This window comes from Pseudoalteromonas distincta (assembly GCF_000814675.1).
In the GTDB taxonomy this organism is placed as follows: domain Bacteria; phylum Pseudomonadota; class Gammaproteobacteria; order Enterobacterales; family Alteromonadaceae; genus Pseudoalteromonas; species Pseudoalteromonas distincta.
Window position 1 is genome coordinate 55,852 of record NZ_JWIG01000005.1, and the last position, 16,472, is coordinate 72,323.

The 16,472-nt window shown below is 38.6% G+C and carries 19 protein-coding genes; 16 read left to right on the forward strand and 3 right to left on the reverse strand.

The genetic code is table 11. The annotated features are described in order from the left end of the window. The first annotated feature begins 193 nt into the window (after window positions 1-193). The 12 genes from QT16_RS04695 to QT16_RS04755 all read left to right on the forward strand — a co-directional run bounded on the left by QT16_RS04695 (window position 194) and on the right by QT16_RS04755 (window position 11,191). The gene (locus QT16_RS04695) at window positions 194-1,753 is read left to right on the forward strand and encodes an ABC transporter ATP-binding protein (protein WP_039486632.1); all 1,560 of its coding nucleotides are present in this window, start codon (window positions 194-196) and stop codon (window positions 1,751-1,753) included. Then, on the forward strand, window positions 1,750-2,853 hold the full coding sequence (locus QT16_RS04700; protein ID WP_039486636.1) for an ABC transporter permease: 1,104 nt from the start codon (window positions 1,750-1,752) through the stop codon (window positions 2,851-2,853). The genes QT16_RS04695 and QT16_RS04700 overlap by 4 nt, the downstream gene beginning before the upstream one ends. A gap of 3 nt (window positions 2,854-2,856) precedes the next feature. Then, on the forward strand, window positions 2,857-3,783 hold the full coding sequence (locus QT16_RS04705; protein ID WP_024591976.1) for an ABC transporter permease: 927 nt from the start codon (window positions 2,857-2,859) through the stop codon (window positions 3,781-3,783). A 72-nt stretch (window positions 3,784-3,855) separates the two neighbouring features. Further along, entirely contained in the window at window positions 3,856-4,923 is a 1,068-nt protein-coding gene (locus QT16_RS04710) for a BMP family ABC transporter substrate-binding protein (protein WP_039486641.1), read from the forward strand. A 77-nt stretch (window positions 4,924-5,000) separates the two neighbouring features. Next, window positions 5,001-6,377, forward strand: a complete 1,377-nt coding sequence (locus QT16_RS04715) for a uracil-xanthine permease family protein (RefSeq protein WP_004334596.1) — start codon at window positions 5,001-5,003, stop codon at window positions 6,375-6,377. Window positions 6,378-6,406: 29 nt separating this feature from the next. Further along, window positions 6,407-7,141 (forward strand): DUF5020 family protein, encoded by a 735-nt coding sequence (locus QT16_RS04720; protein WP_039486644.1) that lies wholly within the window; start codon window positions 6,407-6,409, stop codon window positions 7,139-7,141. Window positions 7,142-7,278: 137 nt separating this feature from the next. Continuing rightward, entirely contained in the window at window positions 7,279-7,875 is a 597-nt protein-coding gene (locus QT16_RS04725) for an RDD family protein (RefSeq protein ID WP_039486646.1), read from the forward strand. A gap of 14 nt (window positions 7,876-7,889) precedes the next feature. Beyond that, window positions 7,890-8,180 carry a hypothetical protein gene (locus QT16_RS20975; RefSeq protein WP_238719421.1) on the forward strand — a complete coding sequence of 97 codons (291 nt, stop codon included), beginning with the start codon at window positions 7,890-7,892 and terminating at the stop codon, window positions 8,178-8,180. A gap of 195 nt (window positions 8,181-8,375) precedes the next feature. Beyond that, window positions 8,376-8,861 (forward strand): hypothetical protein, encoded by a 486-nt coding sequence (locus QT16_RS04735; RefSeq protein WP_238719422.1) that lies wholly within the window; start codon window positions 8,376-8,378, stop codon window positions 8,859-8,861. Between the two features lie 75 nt (window positions 8,862-8,936). Next, entirely contained in the window at window positions 8,937-9,251 is a 315-nt protein-coding gene (locus QT16_RS04740; protein WP_039486648.1) for a hypothetical protein, read from the forward strand. Window positions 9,252-9,575: 324 nt separating this feature from the next. Beyond that, complete coding sequence (locus tag QT16_RS04745) at window positions 9,576-9,977, forward strand: hypothetical protein (protein WP_024595034.1); 402 nt, start codon at window positions 9,576-9,578, stop codon at window positions 9,975-9,977. 578 nt (window positions 9,978-10,555) lie between these two features. Then, a complete protein-coding gene (locus QT16_RS04755) occupies window positions 10,556-11,191 on the forward strand; it encodes a trimeric intracellular cation channel family protein (RefSeq protein ID WP_004334621.1) in 636 nt (211 codons plus the stop codon). A 2-nt stretch (window positions 11,192-11,193) separates the two neighbouring features. Here the strand turns inward: QT16_RS04755 and QT16_RS04760 are convergent, their stop codons facing one another. Continuing rightward, entirely contained in the window at window positions 11,194-11,538 is a 345-nt protein-coding gene (locus QT16_RS04760; protein WP_039486656.1) for a GNAT family N-acetyltransferase, read from the reverse strand. A gap of 350 nt (window positions 11,539-11,888) precedes the next feature. Then, window positions 11,889-13,355: a DASS family sodium-coupled anion symporter gene (locus QT16_RS04765; protein ID WP_039486658.1), complete on the reverse strand. Its 1,467-nt coding sequence runs from the start codon at window positions 13,353-13,355 to the stop codon at window positions 11,889-11,891. Between the two features lie 283 nt (window positions 13,356-13,638). Between QT16_RS04765 and QT16_RS04770 the strand changes: the two genes are divergently transcribed. The 4 genes from QT16_RS04770 to QT16_RS04785 all read left to right on the forward strand — a co-directional run bounded on the left by QT16_RS04770 (window position 13,639) and on the right by QT16_RS04785 (window position 15,858). Further along, window positions 13,639-14,478, forward strand: coding sequence for a DUF417 family protein (locus QT16_RS04770; protein ID WP_039486660.1), 840 nt, complete (start codon window positions 13,639-13,641; stop codon window positions 14,476-14,478). Window positions 14,479-14,488: 10 nt separating this feature from the next. Next, window positions 14,489-14,740: a Rho-binding antiterminator gene (locus QT16_RS04775; protein ID WP_039486662.1), complete on the forward strand. Its 252-nt coding sequence runs from the start codon at window positions 14,489-14,491 to the stop codon at window positions 14,738-14,740. Between the two features lie 536 nt (window positions 14,741-15,276). Beyond that, window positions 15,277-15,507, forward strand: coding sequence for a hypothetical protein (locus tag QT16_RS04780; RefSeq protein WP_039486664.1), 231 nt, complete (start codon window positions 15,277-15,279; stop codon window positions 15,505-15,507). Between the two features lie 93 nt (window positions 15,508-15,600). After that, complete coding sequence (locus QT16_RS04785; protein ID WP_039486666.1) at window positions 15,601-15,858, forward strand: hypothetical protein; 258 nt, start codon at window positions 15,601-15,603, stop codon at window positions 15,856-15,858. A gap of 28 nt (window positions 15,859-15,886) precedes the next feature. Here the strand turns inward: QT16_RS04785 and QT16_RS04790 are convergent. Next, a partial coding sequence (locus QT16_RS04790) for an IS110 family transposase (protein ID WP_039486684.1) occupies window positions 15,887-16,472 on the reverse strand: 586 nt, incomplete at its 5' end.

Consider the following 16,472-nt stretch of genomic DNA (forward strand, 5'->3'; position numbering starts at 1 on the left):
CCCCCTTAATTTTTATAAAGCCCTGATACATAAAGGCTTGGCGTATGTTTTTTCTTGTTGTTTGCGCACGGGTAAGAAAAATACTTTTTCATCTTGGTAAGTATATTGCAGTTACCATGCCATTGTTGACCGGTTGGTCAGTTGATGTTTTGAGTAGGCTAAATTGCTCATTAAGTACAAATAGGCCCTAATAATGAATAATAAATACCGCCTTACTATGCAGGAAATGACAAAGCAGTATCCCGGATGTATAGCCAATAATGACGTAACCTTAAAAATTAAGCATGGTGAAGTGCATGCCTTATTAGGTGAAAACGGTGCAGGTAAAAGCACATTAATGAAAATGCTTTATGGTGTGGTTAAACCTGACCAAGGGGACATGTTTTTCAACGGCCGTATAATGAATATAAAAGAGCCTGCTGATGCGCGTGATTTAGGCATTGGAATGGTCTTTCAGCACTTTTCGTTATTTGAAACACTTACGGTCGCCCAAAATATTGAACTAGCGTTAGGTGATTTAGCAGGGCATAGCAGCACGCTTGCGGGTCGAATTACGAAAACATCAACACGTTATGGTATGCCATTAGACCCCCATAGACTGGTATCAACACTTTCAACTGGCGAGCGCCAACGAGTAGAAATTGTTAGATGCTTATTATTAGATATTCAGTTACTTATTCTAGACGAACCCACTTCAGTACTGACTCCACAAGAAGTCGATGCATTATTTAAAACCCTAAAGTCACTTAAAAAAGAAGGCTGCTCTGTGCTCTTTATCAGCCATAAACTGCACGAAGTGATTGAGCTATGTGACAGTGCTACCATTTTGAGAGGCGGGAAAGTAAGCGGGCATTGTATTCCTAAAAACGAAACTAGTGAGTCAATTGCTAGGCTGATGGTAGGCGACAATACGCCAATTAGTAACCAAACTCGCAGAGCTTTGGGTACTGCGGATTTTTTAACCGTTAATAATCTAACCACCGCCGCACAAGCGTTATTTGAAACACCCCTTAAAAACATTAACTTTGCAGTACAGCAAGGCGAAATAGTGGGGATTGCGGGTGTTGCTGGCAACGGACAAGAAGAGTTATTAAAAGTGCTTTCGGGGGAGCAGATTCAAGCTAGTAGTAGCGCCATTAAATTTAAAAATACCGTAGTTGATGCACTGTGCCCGCTAAAAAGGCGCCGCCTTGGGCTTGCATGTGTGCCAGAGGATAGGCTTGGGCGAGGAGCCGTGCCCACTATGGATTTAGCACAAAATGCACTGCTTACTAGTTTTGATAGTGGACTAGTTAAAAATGGCTTTTTAGTAAAACAAAAAATTACTGAGCTTGCTAATAAAATCATTACAAAATACAAGGTTAAAACACCAAGTTTTCGCACTCATGCAGCTAGCCTTTCAGGCGGTAATTTACAAAAATTTATTATTGGTCGCGAGGTAGAGCAAAGCCCAAAACTACTCGTTATGTCGCACCCTACTTGGGGTGTAGATATAGGCGCACAAGTGGCGATACATGAAGCTATTTTAAAGCTTCGCGACGAAGGGTGTGCGGTACTCGTTATTTCAGAAGATTTAGACGAACTTTATAAAATTTGCGACCGTATTGGCGCAATTTGTGATGGCAAACTGTCTCCTATTTTAAATACCGATACCGTACCGCTTGTGCAGTTAGGGCAGTGGATGGCTGGCGACTTTAGCGATGTTTTTAATAACCAGCCTAAAGTACACACACCACAAGGGGCACTCGCATGATTAAGTTAGAACCACGTGTTGAACGCTCACCGGCTTGGAGTTATCTCTCTCCTGTTTTAGCTATTTTACTAACATTAATAACCGGTTACGTGGTGTTTGCCTTATTAGGGCATGATCCTCTAAATGCCCTGTATACATTGCTTATAGCACCTGTTGCCGATTGGTATGGTGTAACTGAGCTACTTGTAATGACCATTCCTATTTTGCTATGCGCCTATGGCTTAGCGCTTTGTTATAGAGCATCGGTTTGGAATATAGGCGCAGAAGGGCAACTGCTTATTGGTGGTGTATGTGCAAGTGCTGTAGCCGTTAACTTTGTTGGCTCAACAAGTGCTTTTGCAATGCCACTTACATTATTCGCTGGTATTGCTGGTGGCATGTTGTGGGCGGGGCTTGCTGCTTTTATGAAGCTGCGTTTAAACACCAATGAAATTTTAGTCACCATAATGCTCAACTACATAGCAGTAAATGTATTGCTGTGGGCTGTTCATGGGCCACTCAAAGATCCTCACGGTTATAACTTTCCTGAAAGTGCATTGTTTGGCGATAGCACGCTATTACCTATTTTATTCGACGGTACTCGATTGCACTTAGGCCTGGCGTTTGCGTTATTAGCGCTATGCGCCACATGGGTTTTTATTAGTAAAACCTTTATAGGCTTTCAAATACAAGTACTTGGGCTTGATGCATCCGCGGCCAAAATGGCGGGTTACAAACGAGCATTATTAATTGCCGGAGTGCTAGTTATTAGCGGGGGCTTGGCGGGGCTTGCTGGAGCGGGCGAAGTAGCTGGGCCTATTGGGCAGCTAGTTCCGCAAATATCACCCGGTTATGGCTATGCCGCCATTATTGTTGCTTTTTTAGGGCGACTCCACCCAGTAGGAATTACGTTTGCGGGCTTATTAATGGGGCTTATTTATATGGGAGGTGAACTTGCGCAAATTAACATGGGATTACCTAACGCTATAACCGGTATTTTTCAGGGGTTAATGCTGTTTTATTTACTCTCGTGCGATGTGCTTATTACTTATCGCCTTAGATTTTCGCTGCCATTTAAACAACAAAAAGCGCAGCCAATACATATTGCACAGGAGTCTTAAATCATGGAATTAGATGTAATTACTAATATTTTATACGCCACTATTCGTACAGGCACCCCCTTATTGCTGGTGGCGCTGGGTGAAATGGTATGCGAAAAAAGCGGCACCTTAAATTTAGGGCAAGAAGGCATGATGCTCTTAGGCGCGGTGGCAGGGTTTATAACCATGTACCAATGCGACAACCTATTTATTGGTTTTACGGTAGCAGCTTTGGTTGGTGTTATGGCCTCACTTATTTTCGCTTTTGTAGCGCTTAATTTAAATGCTAGCCAAGTAGCGGCAGGTTTGGCGCTGACTATTTTTGGTACAGGCCTTTCGGCATTTTTAGGTGCCGACTATGAGGGAAAAACCATTAACGCGTTACCTACTTTAGCAATTGCAGGGTTTGAGCATATTCCAGTTTTAGGCAAAGCGCTATTTTCGCAAGACGCCATTGTGTATTTAAGTTGGGGTTTAGTGCTTGGTGCGTATTTGTTTTTTAAATACCACAGAGCAGGGCTTGCAGTACGAGCTATTGGCGAAAACCCAAGTGTGGGTAATAACTTAGGATTACCTGTAATGCGTACTCGTTATTTAGCCGTTATGTTTGGCGGCGCACTGGCTGGCATTGCGGGCGCATACTTGTCGTTGGCTTATACACCACTTTGGACTCAAAACATGACGGCAGGGCGAGGTTGGATAGCTCTTGCTTTAGTGGTGTTTGCAAGCTGGCGTATTGAGCGCGTAATGCTTGGCGCTTATTTATTTGGCTTTGCCAGCATTATGCACTTAGTGGCACAGGCTTTTGGGTGGGCTGTGGAGTCTAACTTATTAGCCATGTTGCCTTATGGTGCAACGCTTATAGTACTGATTATGCTCAGTAAAAATAAACAAAAATTAAAAATGTACGAACCCATGTGGCTAGGTAAACCTTGGCACAAGGGTCATTAAATTAATTACAAAATCAATAAGGCAAATCACCTGCTTCAACAGGATATTAAAAATATAACACGGAGAATAACAATGAAAAAACTTATAACAGCACTCGGGGTTGCATTGAGCTTAGGCATAAGCGCATCTGCTATTGCAAAAGATAGCGTAAAAGTTGGCTTTGTATATGTAAGCCCCATAGGTGAGGCCGGTTGGACTTATACACATGACTCTAGCCGCCACTACCTTGAAGAAAAGTTTGGCGACAAAATAGAAACCACTTTTGTCGAAAGCGTACCAGAAGGGGCGGATGCAGAGCGTGTTATTACGCAACTGGCTAAAAGCGGGCACGATTTAATATTTACCACGTCGTTTGGCTACATGAACCCAACACTTAAAGTGGCTAAACGATTTCCTAATGTAAAGTTTGAGCATGCCACAGGCTATAAACGCGCAAAAAACGTAAGCACTTACTTTGATCGCATTTACGAAGGACGCTACCTAACAGGTGTTATTGCAGGGCACATGAGTAAAACCGACAGTATTGGTTATATTGCTGCGTTTCCTATTCCGGAGGTAATACGCGGTATAAATGCATTTACGCTTGGTTTGCGCTCAGTAAAGCCTAATGCAAAAGTAAAAGTAGTGTGGGTTAATAGCTGGTTTGATCCAGGTAAAGAGCGCGAAGCTGCCGATAGCCTAATAGATCAAGGCGTTGATATTATTACCCAACATACTGATTCGCCTGCACCATTGCAAGCAGCGCAAGCCGCTGGTATTTACGCTATTGGCTACCACTCAGATATGAGCGGATACGGTAAAAAAGCACATTTAACGGCAGCGGTTCATCACTGGGATGAATTTTATGCAGATCGCGTACAGCAAGTACTTGACGATAAATGGCAATCGCAAGATATATGGAAAGGGATAGGCTCAGGGATGACTCGCTTAGCGCCGCTAAGTAAAGACATTCCAAGTGATGTAGTGAGTGAAGTAAATGCTATTTCAGAGAAAATTGGTAAAGGTGAATTTCATCCATTTACTGGCCCTATAAAAAATCAGCAAGGTGAGCTGGTTACAAAAGCTGGGCAGACTATTGATGATAAAACCTTACTCGGCATGGACTTTTACGTTGAAGGCGTAGAAGGGCAGCTTAAATAAACGCAGACGTATTTGAATTAAAATAGGGCAGGGCGTTAATACCTTGCCCAAGTTTAAGCGCTAAAAGGATATTGACCATGTCAAACCAAGAAGCTATTTCAGAAGACATAATTTACGCGGTAGATGATAAACCAGGGCTAACTGAATCATTTTTTGCTGCACTACAGCACGTACTCGCAAGCTTTGTAGGCATTATTACACCCACACTTATTATTGGTGGGGTGCTTGGCCTAGCAGCTGAAATACCATATTTAATTAGTATGGCGTTGTTTGTATCGGGTGTTGGTACGTTTATACAAGCGCGCAGAGTAGGGCCTGTTGGTTCTGGACTTATATGTGTGCAAGGCACCAGTTTTGCTTTTTTAGGCACTATTTTGGCCACAGGCTTTACTGTTAAAGCTACGGGTGGCAATAACGATGAAGTGCTCGCTACTATTTTTGCTGTGTGTTTTTTAGCGGCCTTTGTAGAGATATTTATTAGTTTTTTTATAGAAAAACTCGGCAAAGTAATTAAGCCTGTTGTTACCGGCGTGGTTATTACCACTATAGGCGTCTACCTTATAAAAGTGGGTATGACCGACATAGGCGGCGGCCAGTGGCTATTAACTAATAAGCCTGACGAGTTTGCCTCACCAAGTAACCTAATTGTTGGTTTTTCGGTTGTTGCTTTAGTGGTGCTGCTTAATGCAAGTAAAAATCAATGGGTAAGGCTAACAGCCGTGGTTGTAGCCATGATAGTAGGTTGGATACTGGCCGTTATATTAGGAATAGCCAAATTTGAAGTCGGCGAGTTTGATTTAATCGCCATGCCAATACCGTTTAAGTACGGTTTTAGTGTAGATTTTGGTGCGCTTATAGCCTTTGGCTTTTTATACCTTATTACTGCAATTGAATCGACAGGCGATATTACTGCCAATTGTGCTGTTTCTAAGTTACCTGTTAGAGGGCCTACTTACTTAGCACGCATACGCGGTGGTATTCTAGGTGATGGCGTTAACTCGATGATTGCGGCCTTATTTAATACTTTTCCTAATACTACTTTTAGTCAAAACAACGGGGTTATTCAGCTAACAGGTGTTGCCAGCAGGTACATAGGCCTGTGGATCGGCGGTATTTTAATCATCCTTGGTTTGTTTCCTGTGATTGGCGCTGTATTACAAAATATACCTAAACCCGTTTTGGGCGGTGCAACGCTTGTAATGTTTGGCACCGTAGCAGCCGCTGGGGTCAAAATACTTGCCAGCGAAAAAATAAATCGCAGAAGTTTACTTATTATTGCGGTGAGTTTGGGGCTCGGGCTAGGTGTTAGTTTTGTACCGGAGTTGTTTGCAAACGCACCTAAGTTAGTTACTGCCATATTTGGTAGCGCAGTGACGGTGTCGGGTATCACCGCAATAATAATGACGTTGGTACTACCAGAAAATTACTCAGCAAGTACGGATCATCTTAACTAAACTAATAAAAATCATAAAAGGGATTAACAATGAAAATCAAAACAATAAAAAAATTAGCATTAGTAACTGCAATTGCAATGTGCTCTACAGGTTTATCGGCTAAAGAGCTTTGGTCTGATTTTAGTATTACCGCAATGACAGGAGCCGACTACCTAGAGCCGTTTTCAGGGGAGGAAGATGATAGAAGTGTTGTTACTATAGAGCATGCATCGGGACATACATGGGGCAGTACGTTCTTCTTTATGGATAGATTAAGTAATCCCGATGAAGTGTACGGTGAGCTAAACATAAACCCTACTCTTTACAAGCCACAAAATAGCTTTGTTAAAGAGGTGTTTTTAGGCTTACAAACAGAGTATGGCTCGGGAGATACGGATCAAAATAACTATTTATTAGGGGGCGGTGTATCACTTGATGTACCTGGCTTTCAATATTTTAATGTGGCTTATTATCGTCGTTTTCAAGATGATATAGGTATTCAACGTGAAGATAATAACCAAATAACAGTCACGTGGGGCTATAACAAAGGTAACTTTAGATACGATGGCTTTTTAGATATTGTAGATAGCACCGACACAATGTTTGGTAAAAGTGAAGGTGGCTTTAACTTTACCTCGCAGATTAAATACAATATTGCCCCTATGCTCGGCTTAGATACCACTCGTCTTGATGTGGGTATTGAGTATGTTTATTGGAAAAATAAATTTGGTGTAGATGGGCAAACCGAACATAATCCAAACTTACTAGTTAAATGGCATTTTTAACAGCAAATTGAATGGTATTTAATTAATAATTAAAGGCTACTTTTTAGTAGCTTTTTTATTTGATAATCTTAAATAATTGAATAGCTTAAATTAATTGTGTTAGATTGCTTTTTAATAACACTATATGGATTTTTTGCATGGACTCTGAAATTGATTTTTCTACCTACACTTTAGATGAGCTTTACTCATCAGCGAGAGCTATAGATCGCGAAGCCTACCCAGATCGAGCAAAAGAAATAGACGACTTAATTAAAATGCGAGAAGCACAGAGCCCATCTGAAAATATTGTATCAAAAGTAGCAGGAGAAAAAGCAACGCGCTCAGATAGGCTAGTAGCTGCTATTGTTGATGGCGTTTTAGGTGTTGCTTGTTTTATACCTGTATTCATACTCGTAGGGTTTGATAATTTAAGCCAACCAACACTTACTTTATCTGCAGGTTTGCTAGGTTATGGCATATTAAGCACGTTAGTGCTTCATGGTTACCTTATGTACCAACGCGGACAAACGATTGGTAAATCTTTAATGTCTATCCGTATTGAAAATTTAGATGGTACACAAGCAAGCTTTACTACAATTTACTTTAAACGCATGCTTTGTATGCAACTATTATCACTTGTACCTTCGGTAGGTCAGTTTATAGCAGGTTTTGTTAATCCATTATTTATATTTGGAAAAGATAAACGATGTTTACATGATCATTTAGCGGGAACAAAAGTGAGTTATGTAGATTAATTAGGATATTAATTATGGCAGCTTTGCCTAGGCAAAAAAAACTACCCGGATTTAAAATAGTCTATAGTTTGGCTTTATCAGCATTATTTATTGTCATTTTGCTATTTTACATGGAAGTAATTAACGAAAAACCTTTATTGCATCAGTTTTTATATTTGTTTGGATTATCTTCTTTAGGAGTGGTTATTGAATGGCTATCTACAAATAATAAGCAATCACAAGTTATTGATATTGCCAATGGTGAATTTAAATTACTTGGTATAAATATAAAGGTGTCTGAGCTAGAAGAAGTACTTTATTGTTAATCGAAGCGGTTTGAGCATACCTTAAGGTTTAAATTTAGAGACGCGACTTACCGAGACATAGAAATATCAGCCCCTGACTTGATTGATGATTTGCGTTTCTATCACTTTATGGTTGGTAACGGTTTACCAGTAAAAATGACAGACGATACAAGGCGTTTTTTTGAGCGAACTTAACGTTACAGCAAGGAGCGAGTGATGATTAAAACAGCTTTTATGCTAGCAAGTGCGGTCTTTAGTGGATATTCACATGCAGACTCATTTGAAGGATGCTATTCAAGAACAGACAAAATAACTAGCGCGACCCCTATGCTCAACGACGATGGGAGCGAAAGTGATGAGCGTTTTAAATTAAAAACGAGCTATATAAATATATTTAAAAAAGACGATAAATATTTTACAGAAGGTCTTATCTGGGGCTTTAACTTTCATATTTGCACTATCACAGCTCCGTTAGAAGGGGCGGCAGAACCATTACCTTTAGTACTAAAGGGTAAAAAACTGGTGTTTGAAGAGCAAGAGCCCGAATACGATATTAACTGTAAGTTTGAGCTAGAATTTGATGAGAATGGTTTGAATATTATGGATGAAAACTATCATTGCTCTAACTACATGTTTTACTGTGGAGTACACGCAAGTGTTAATAATATTCAATTAGTTAAAACGTCTAAAGGGTGCAATTAACAAAGCCATTTTTAATATTTTTTGGATTAGCTAGTTTGTATTTTAACTTGTTGGTACAGCTAAGAAGGACTTACCATGCGCAGTTTTTTATTATTTATAGGCTACTCATCTTATATTGGTAGTATGGGTGATGGTCTGCTTGGTTTATATGCCTTATGGGTTCTAATAAGTAATGAATTAGCGCTACTAAGCTTATCGCTTAATGACTTTTTAGCGCAGTATGTTGAGTTTATATTTTGGGTGAAGCGGGTCGCATTTTATGTAATGCCACAAGGCTTTGCCAATTGGTTATTTGGCCTACCAGCTGTTATTTACTTTCCTGTACGTATATTAATGAGCTTAGTAATTGGTTGGTGGGCGCTTAAAAAGGCAGCACAGTTAAAAAGCTGAAGGGTAATTAATAATTAAAGGCTACTTTTTAGTAGTTTTTTTATTTGATAATTTTAAACAATTGAATAGCTTAAATTAGTTGTGTTAGATTGCTTTTTAATAACACTATATGACGGATTTTTTTCATGGACTCTGAAATAGATTTTTCTACCTACACTTTAGATGAGCTTTACTCATCAGCGAGAGCCTAATATTTTATTGCGGATTTAATAATGTATCAAACGCTGTTTGATTAGCAAAAGTTACAAAATGGCGTATTTCACTAAATTGGTAATATAATTAAAAAACCTTACCGATTTTTTTGACTAGTAACCAAGGATGATTATGAAAAACAACACACAGCTAATTTTAGCACTAGCGGCCTCTTTAATTTGTTACTCAACATATATTGTATTGATAGATAAACCTTTTAGTTTGCAAGCGCTTAACCTGTTTTTATTTCCCGTTATTTTATATTTTGTGTTTATTCGTTCGCGCAATGTTGAGCAAAGCCCGTTAAAGGCTGTACGCGTTGAGGGGCAAATATTATACGTTTATAAGCAAGTGTTTAATATTAACGATATTAACAAAGTTGTCATCGACAAAACTAAAAGGCACGGTGTATTTGCACTACCGTATAATCAAGTTGATGGTAAAACAACTGAGTTTATTTTCAATAAAGATGCGTTTGAATCTTTAAAATCCTACCTTTTACAAAACATTCCAAATGTAAAAATTATTGAATAAAGTAAAGAAGTAACAATGAATTTAAAGAGCATATATTATTCATTGGGTTTCTTACTGCGGCGAAAATCAATGAGGTGATAAATGAGAATATTTAGGAAAACAAACGAGTTTGATAAACTGTCGAGGTGTTACGCATGTATTAAATGTGGTACTTGGGTGAGCATAAAAGCCCAAAACTGTATGCAGTGCCAGCATAGTTTTACCAATAATGATAAAAGCTCAATGCAAACACTCTATAATCAAAATAAAGAACAAAACTGGCAACATGCAATATTGCCTATTATTTTTGTAATATTGGTAATAGCTTTATTGTTCATTTAATTTTTGCTTAAAATTTAAAAGTGCTCGACTGCAACTCTGTAACAAAATCCCTCTGTACTTTAACGTGTAAAAACTACCCATAATTAAAATAATTACTCTTGTTAATCCTTCACTAAATATCACATAGCTAACGTTTTTTAATAAATTAAATAAGCTTATAAATTTCAGTCACTTAAATTGTTGGTTTATTTATATTTACTCAGTTTTTTGGCACGTAAGTTGATACAACTCCTAATAAACTTTAAAAAGGAATTACCATGACTGCTGAATACTTTATGGTACTAGGGTTACTCGGTGTTGCATTTTTTGCTGTTGCAGGGGCATTGCTTGGGTATGAAAAAAACATTAGTGGCTTTGGCGTCGTAGTGGTTGCAACCGTTACAGCATTAGGGGGCGGTACCCTCAGAGATATACTTTTAAACAAACCGGTATTTTGGATTGCAACCCCAGAGTATTTATATTCAACCTATGGGGCCGTTATAGCAACAATTGCATTTATTCGATACTTACCGCGCGTTAATAATTACTACTTTTTATTGGTAGACGCTGTGGGTATGGCGCTATTTAATATTATGGGGATAGAAAAAGCACTCATTAATGGCTCTGGCATGGTGGTCGCAATTACCATGGGCATTACTACAGGTATATTTGGTGGTTTAATACGCGACGTAATTTGCCGTGAGGTGCCAACTGTTATGCGCAGCGAACCTTACGCCTCTGCGTGTTTAGCGGGTGGTGCAGTTTATGCCGCTTTATTTAGCCTTAATGTTGATTACATTTGGTGTATTTTAGGCTCATTTTTCACGACTATCTTTTTAAGATTAGGCTCTTTGCATTGGGGTTGGCATTTAACTATTTTCAGAAAAAAAGACTTCAGAGATCAAAGCGACTAATTTTAGCTACGAGTAGCTCGCGTTTGCATGTGGTACTCGTAATTATCCTCATCCGTTATAGTAAAACCCAGCCGCTTATAAAGTCCTAATGCTGGGTTGTTTTTAAGCACTGTGAGTTTAATGGGTTTTGACTGCGCATTTGTAATTACTTGTTCAATAACCGCTTTCCCATACCCTTTATTTCGGTGCAATGGATGTATTTGTAATTGCATTATTTCAACGTGTTGAGCGTGTGTTTGGTATTTTAAAGTACCAATTGGTACCTCATTTATAACTATAAGATGGGAGCAGTCATATTGATCATTAAGCCTTAAAACATGCTGTTGATCTGTTATACCAATCCGCAATAATACTTAATCATTTTGCGGGGCTAAACGTGTCGCTACCTGCGTTAAAAAATGCTCATTTAGAACAACTAAATAGCGAATTTTTTGCCTAGCTATCAACACGTTTTTCCAGCCTCAAAATAGATCACTTAATTAAGCGAATTGGTATTAAAAATAACCCTGCACTTTCTAAGTGTTCAATCATAGTCAGTTTTCTGAGGCTTAATAAGTAGTCTCGGTCTGAATATGCTGCCTTTATAAATTTAAAAACCATAGTGCTCCCTTGCAACAGCCTCAATGTTTATATTTGTAGAACGAACTAAAATAAGTGCGCAGTATTAAATGTGCAAGCCAAACTAACAAAGGCAAGACTACCAATACCCAAGTGCTTTCCACCAAAGCCCGCCAATAATTCCCCATACACTTAAATTAATAACGCTCATTATAAGGCCCATTACCCACCAGTCTTTTAACGATACATAGCCTGAGCCAAACACTATGGGTGATGTGCCTGTTGCGTAATGCGTTAACGACATCATCAGTGATGAAGCGCCAGCTAACAGTAAACCTAAAAATAAAGGCGGAGCGCCAAGCGCTAAACCTGCGGCGTAAAATGCGGCAAACATAGCAGTAATATGTGCTGTAGTACTCGCAAAAAAGTAATGAGCGTAAAAATATACAGCTACCAATATAATGGCCGATACAATCCAGTCAAAACCCAGTTGTGCAATATTGCTCTCAACAAGTGTTGAAAACCACGTTACCAAACCTAGTTTATTTAAAAAAGTGGCCATCATTACTAATGCTGAAAACCAAACAACGGTATCCCACGCAGACTTTTCTTTAAGTACATCGTCCCAGCTTAATACACCAGTCACTAATAAAACCGATAAACCTAAAAAGGCCACTGCGGTTGTGTTAACTGCGTAGTCAGCCCCTAAAATCATTGCAGGTACGCCGGCCCATAAAACAAGCAGCATAGCAAAAACACCCACCATTATTTTTTCGCCATAACTCATTGGGCCCATTTCAGTTAATTTAGATTCTGCGTAGGTTTTAGCGTCGGGCGTACTTTTAACTTCAGGTGGGTAAATGGCATAAACAACCAAAGGCACAAGGGCAATACATAGCAAACCAGGAACAAGCGCTGCCAGCGCCCACGTACTCCAAGTAATACTGATATTTGCACCGGTAGCATCAGCAATCAGTTTTACAATTAGAGGGTTTGGCGCAGTCGCTGTAATAAACATAGCTGATGTAATAGGGTTTATATGGTAGCTAACTAAAGCAAGGTAGTGCCCAATTTTACGAGATGTGCCTTCCTCAGGGGAAGAGCCAAAGCTTGTTGCTATAGACTTCATTATTGGGTGAATAATAGCGCCGCCTCGCGCGGTATTACTTGGCGTTACAGGTGCTATAACAAGTTCAGAAAGTGCGAGTGCATAGCCAATACCAACTGTTTTTTTACCAAAAAGAGAAATAAAATTATAGCCAATACGATTTCCCAAACCAGTTTTAGCTAAACCCCGAGAAATAATAATAGCAATACCAATCAACCAAATTAATGAATTAGAAAAGCCACTTAATGCATCTTTAATAGCGCCAGATGGGCTGTCATTAGTTACGCCGGTTAACGCAACAGAAGTAATAGCTAAAATAGCAATGGCGCCAATAGGCATTGCTTTACCAATAATGGCAACAACAGTACCAATAAATAAAGCGAGCAAATGCCATGCGTTTTCGGTAACACCTTGCGGAGGCGGTACAGCAAACCAAAGTAGTAAAACAATGGCTATAGAAATCAGTCCAGAGGTAACTCGAATATCAGTACCCTTCATTAAAATATCCCTAAGTTTTAGAAATGCTTGCATTCTGTTTATTGAAAAGGCGACGTTATTCTACTTCATTTAATAATAAAAAAGATGACGCACATCATATGAATATTAGACTTATTTAATTTTATTAATAAAGAGGAAATAAACTATAAACTAAAGTGATTGATTACATTACCCGATAAGAGCTTACAGTGTGCTTAATTAACTCTGATTTTTAAGAGTTAGCTTGAATTGTTTTATAGGTTCGTAAGGTCTTTATAAACCTCAACGAATACTTGGAAATACAATGAACTTAAAACTAACCAATAACGTGATTACTTTTTTATTAACGACTAGCTTTTTGCTACTTGGCTTGTCGTTTGCGTTAGGATCAAACCCTAATACGTTAACGGCTACGTTTAGTTTTTATGGCGTTGACTCGCTAATGTCTGTACCTGCATTAGGTTTAATTAGTGGCTTCTTTATGATTGCCTTAGCGTTTGCCACCGTGCTCGCTCGCCTTAAACTAATGAAACCTACGCCAGCACTTTTACTTGCAGCAATTATAAGTTTAGTTGCATTACTTACCTTGTTTGCCAGTAACCGTTGGATGGCTCAACTTGGCGGCTTTCCAATCATTGGTAGCGGGCAGGGCATAATTAAATACTTTGCTGTAGTGCCTTTGTATTTGTTTTTGTTTTATAAAGACAAACTTACCGACAAACAACACGTACTTTTAAACTTTATACCGGTTGCTATGGTTTTATTGTGGATTGGCGGCATGAAGTTTTATGAATTTGAAGCAAAAGGCATTGTAAGTTTAGTAGAAACCTCACCGTTTATGTCGTGGTTATACACGGTATTTAGCGTACAAGGCGCGTCTAACGTAATTGGCGGGTTTGATGTATTATTTGCCGTGTTATTGGGCTTAGGGTTATTTTTAAATAATAAAAAGCTAATTATTGTAAGTGGCTTAGCGTGTTTAAGCGTATTTATGATGACCCAAACATTCTTAATTACCGCAACCGGTGCATTTAGTTCTTCCACTTTATTGGATCGTTTAGGACAGTTTGTAATTAAAGATCTGTGGTATATAGCCAACCTTGTTGTTATTGCTTTTTTAATGGTTTTTAAACCGGCTAAATAAAGAGGACGTTATGATCAGTTGCAACCAATACGATTACATCGAAATTGCCTGTATGCACCATTTAAGCATTGAGCTTATATTAAAAAATGGTGATGGTGTATGCGGGATAGCAACTGACACAAAACGCAATGCTAATAGAGACGAATGCATAGTTGTTAGCGTAAATAGCGAGCTGCAACACATCGTGCTCACTACAATCAGCGTACTTAAAGCGCGTGAGAAAAATCCATACTTTGACCACGTGAATTTTGAAGTAAAGTAAATACCTCACTCATTCGTTTTTATCATAAACACCTCTGCGAGCCTGTATCATTAATATGTTAAGGCTCGCTTATCTCACCAATGCTTTAGCTAATTACGCGCTAAATACATAAAGCCAAAATTTTCCTATTACTTTTTCCTCTGTTTTATAATCGAGTTTTTCCACCAGATAAGGCTAAACGCCAACTATTAAAGCGTATAACAATGCTAAACCAGTATAAGTAAGCCTCAATAAGCCTTAACTAGCGCTTAGTATCCGTACGTTTGTTAATTATGGTCGTAAAAGGTAGCTACATAAATAAAGCTAACTGACAGAGCCTACTGTTTATATAAATAGCTATTTTTATTTTGTCCAATAACATTATTAAAAGTCGTTTTGGTGTATTTTAACAACGGTAATTTTATAACATACGTAATTACCTGTTTACATTGAAGTTGTTTGGTGGAATTATTGAACAATGTAATATACGCCGTTTTGGGGTGTTATAACCCCCCAAAGTGGTGTTCAATAAGCTGTTATATTTTTAGGAGCGTTCAGTGTTTTCACTTGAGAAATTAGATAAACATATTGCTGAATGTAGAAAATATGTTGAGGCTGGCACAGAGAAGCAAAGTGTTTTAGATATGTGCGTTGCTCTTAGGCATGACCTCGTAAATGCTACTGAAGATGATTGGGCTGCGTATAATGAGTTAACAGATCATTTACCTAGCGAAAACGATGACCCAGCTTTAATCATTTTAAAGGGACAATTGTTAATAGAAAGATAGGTTCGAAAATTTATCAATTCAAGGTTACCCAATGCTAAGGCTTTAGAAAAACAATCGTTCAGTGCTGCGCAGTGTATAGCGATAGCCGAAAGTATGTGCCTTGATAACAAAGAGCCAGTATGGCTCTGGAAACAAATTAAAGAGCTAAATGCTATCCGCAATAAATATGCCCATACGCTTGGTGATGAAAATATAGAAAAACGAATTAACAATCTTGTTTCTACTGTTAGTAATGCTCAGAAACTGGAGAGTAAAACCATTGTTGGTGTTATTTCTCGGTTGTACGGAATGCTTAAAGGACTTTGTGAGGTTTCTGAATCAGACGAATTTCAGCTGTATAAAAAAATATAACAAGTGACTATGGTGTCAATTCCTAATTTCAAACCATTTTAGGATCCCACATGACACCATCCCTCACCATAGAATTTATGATTACTATAAGCTTTCTTATACAGGCAATAATAGCCACTTTTTTAGGTTTCCCTGCCGCGACTAGCCGATGATAAATAGCTTTAAATTTAGGGTTACATTGGATAGCTGACATCATTGCCATATACATTGCGGTTCTAATTTTTGGCCGTCCACCTCGTATCATCCGTTTACCTTGATAAGCACCACTTTCTCGATTAAATGGTGCAACACCAACCAGTGATGCAGCCTCTTTATTGTTTACACACCCAAGCTCAGGCATGTCACTAAGTAAGTTAAACGCGACAACATTACCAACGCCAGGCACACTTTGAATAATGTCATTCTTGACCTTATATTCGTCACATTCTTTGATGAGTTTTTGTAGTTTCAAATCTACTTTTTCAATCTGATTTTTTAATGCCGTTAGGATAGATTTTATTAGTGATGATATTGTTTTTGGCATTATCTGTGAACGATTTTTCTCCATCGTTTGCATATCCATTAACTGCCTTCTTCTAGAAAGTAAATCACTCATCAAGCGCATCTGCTCTGGC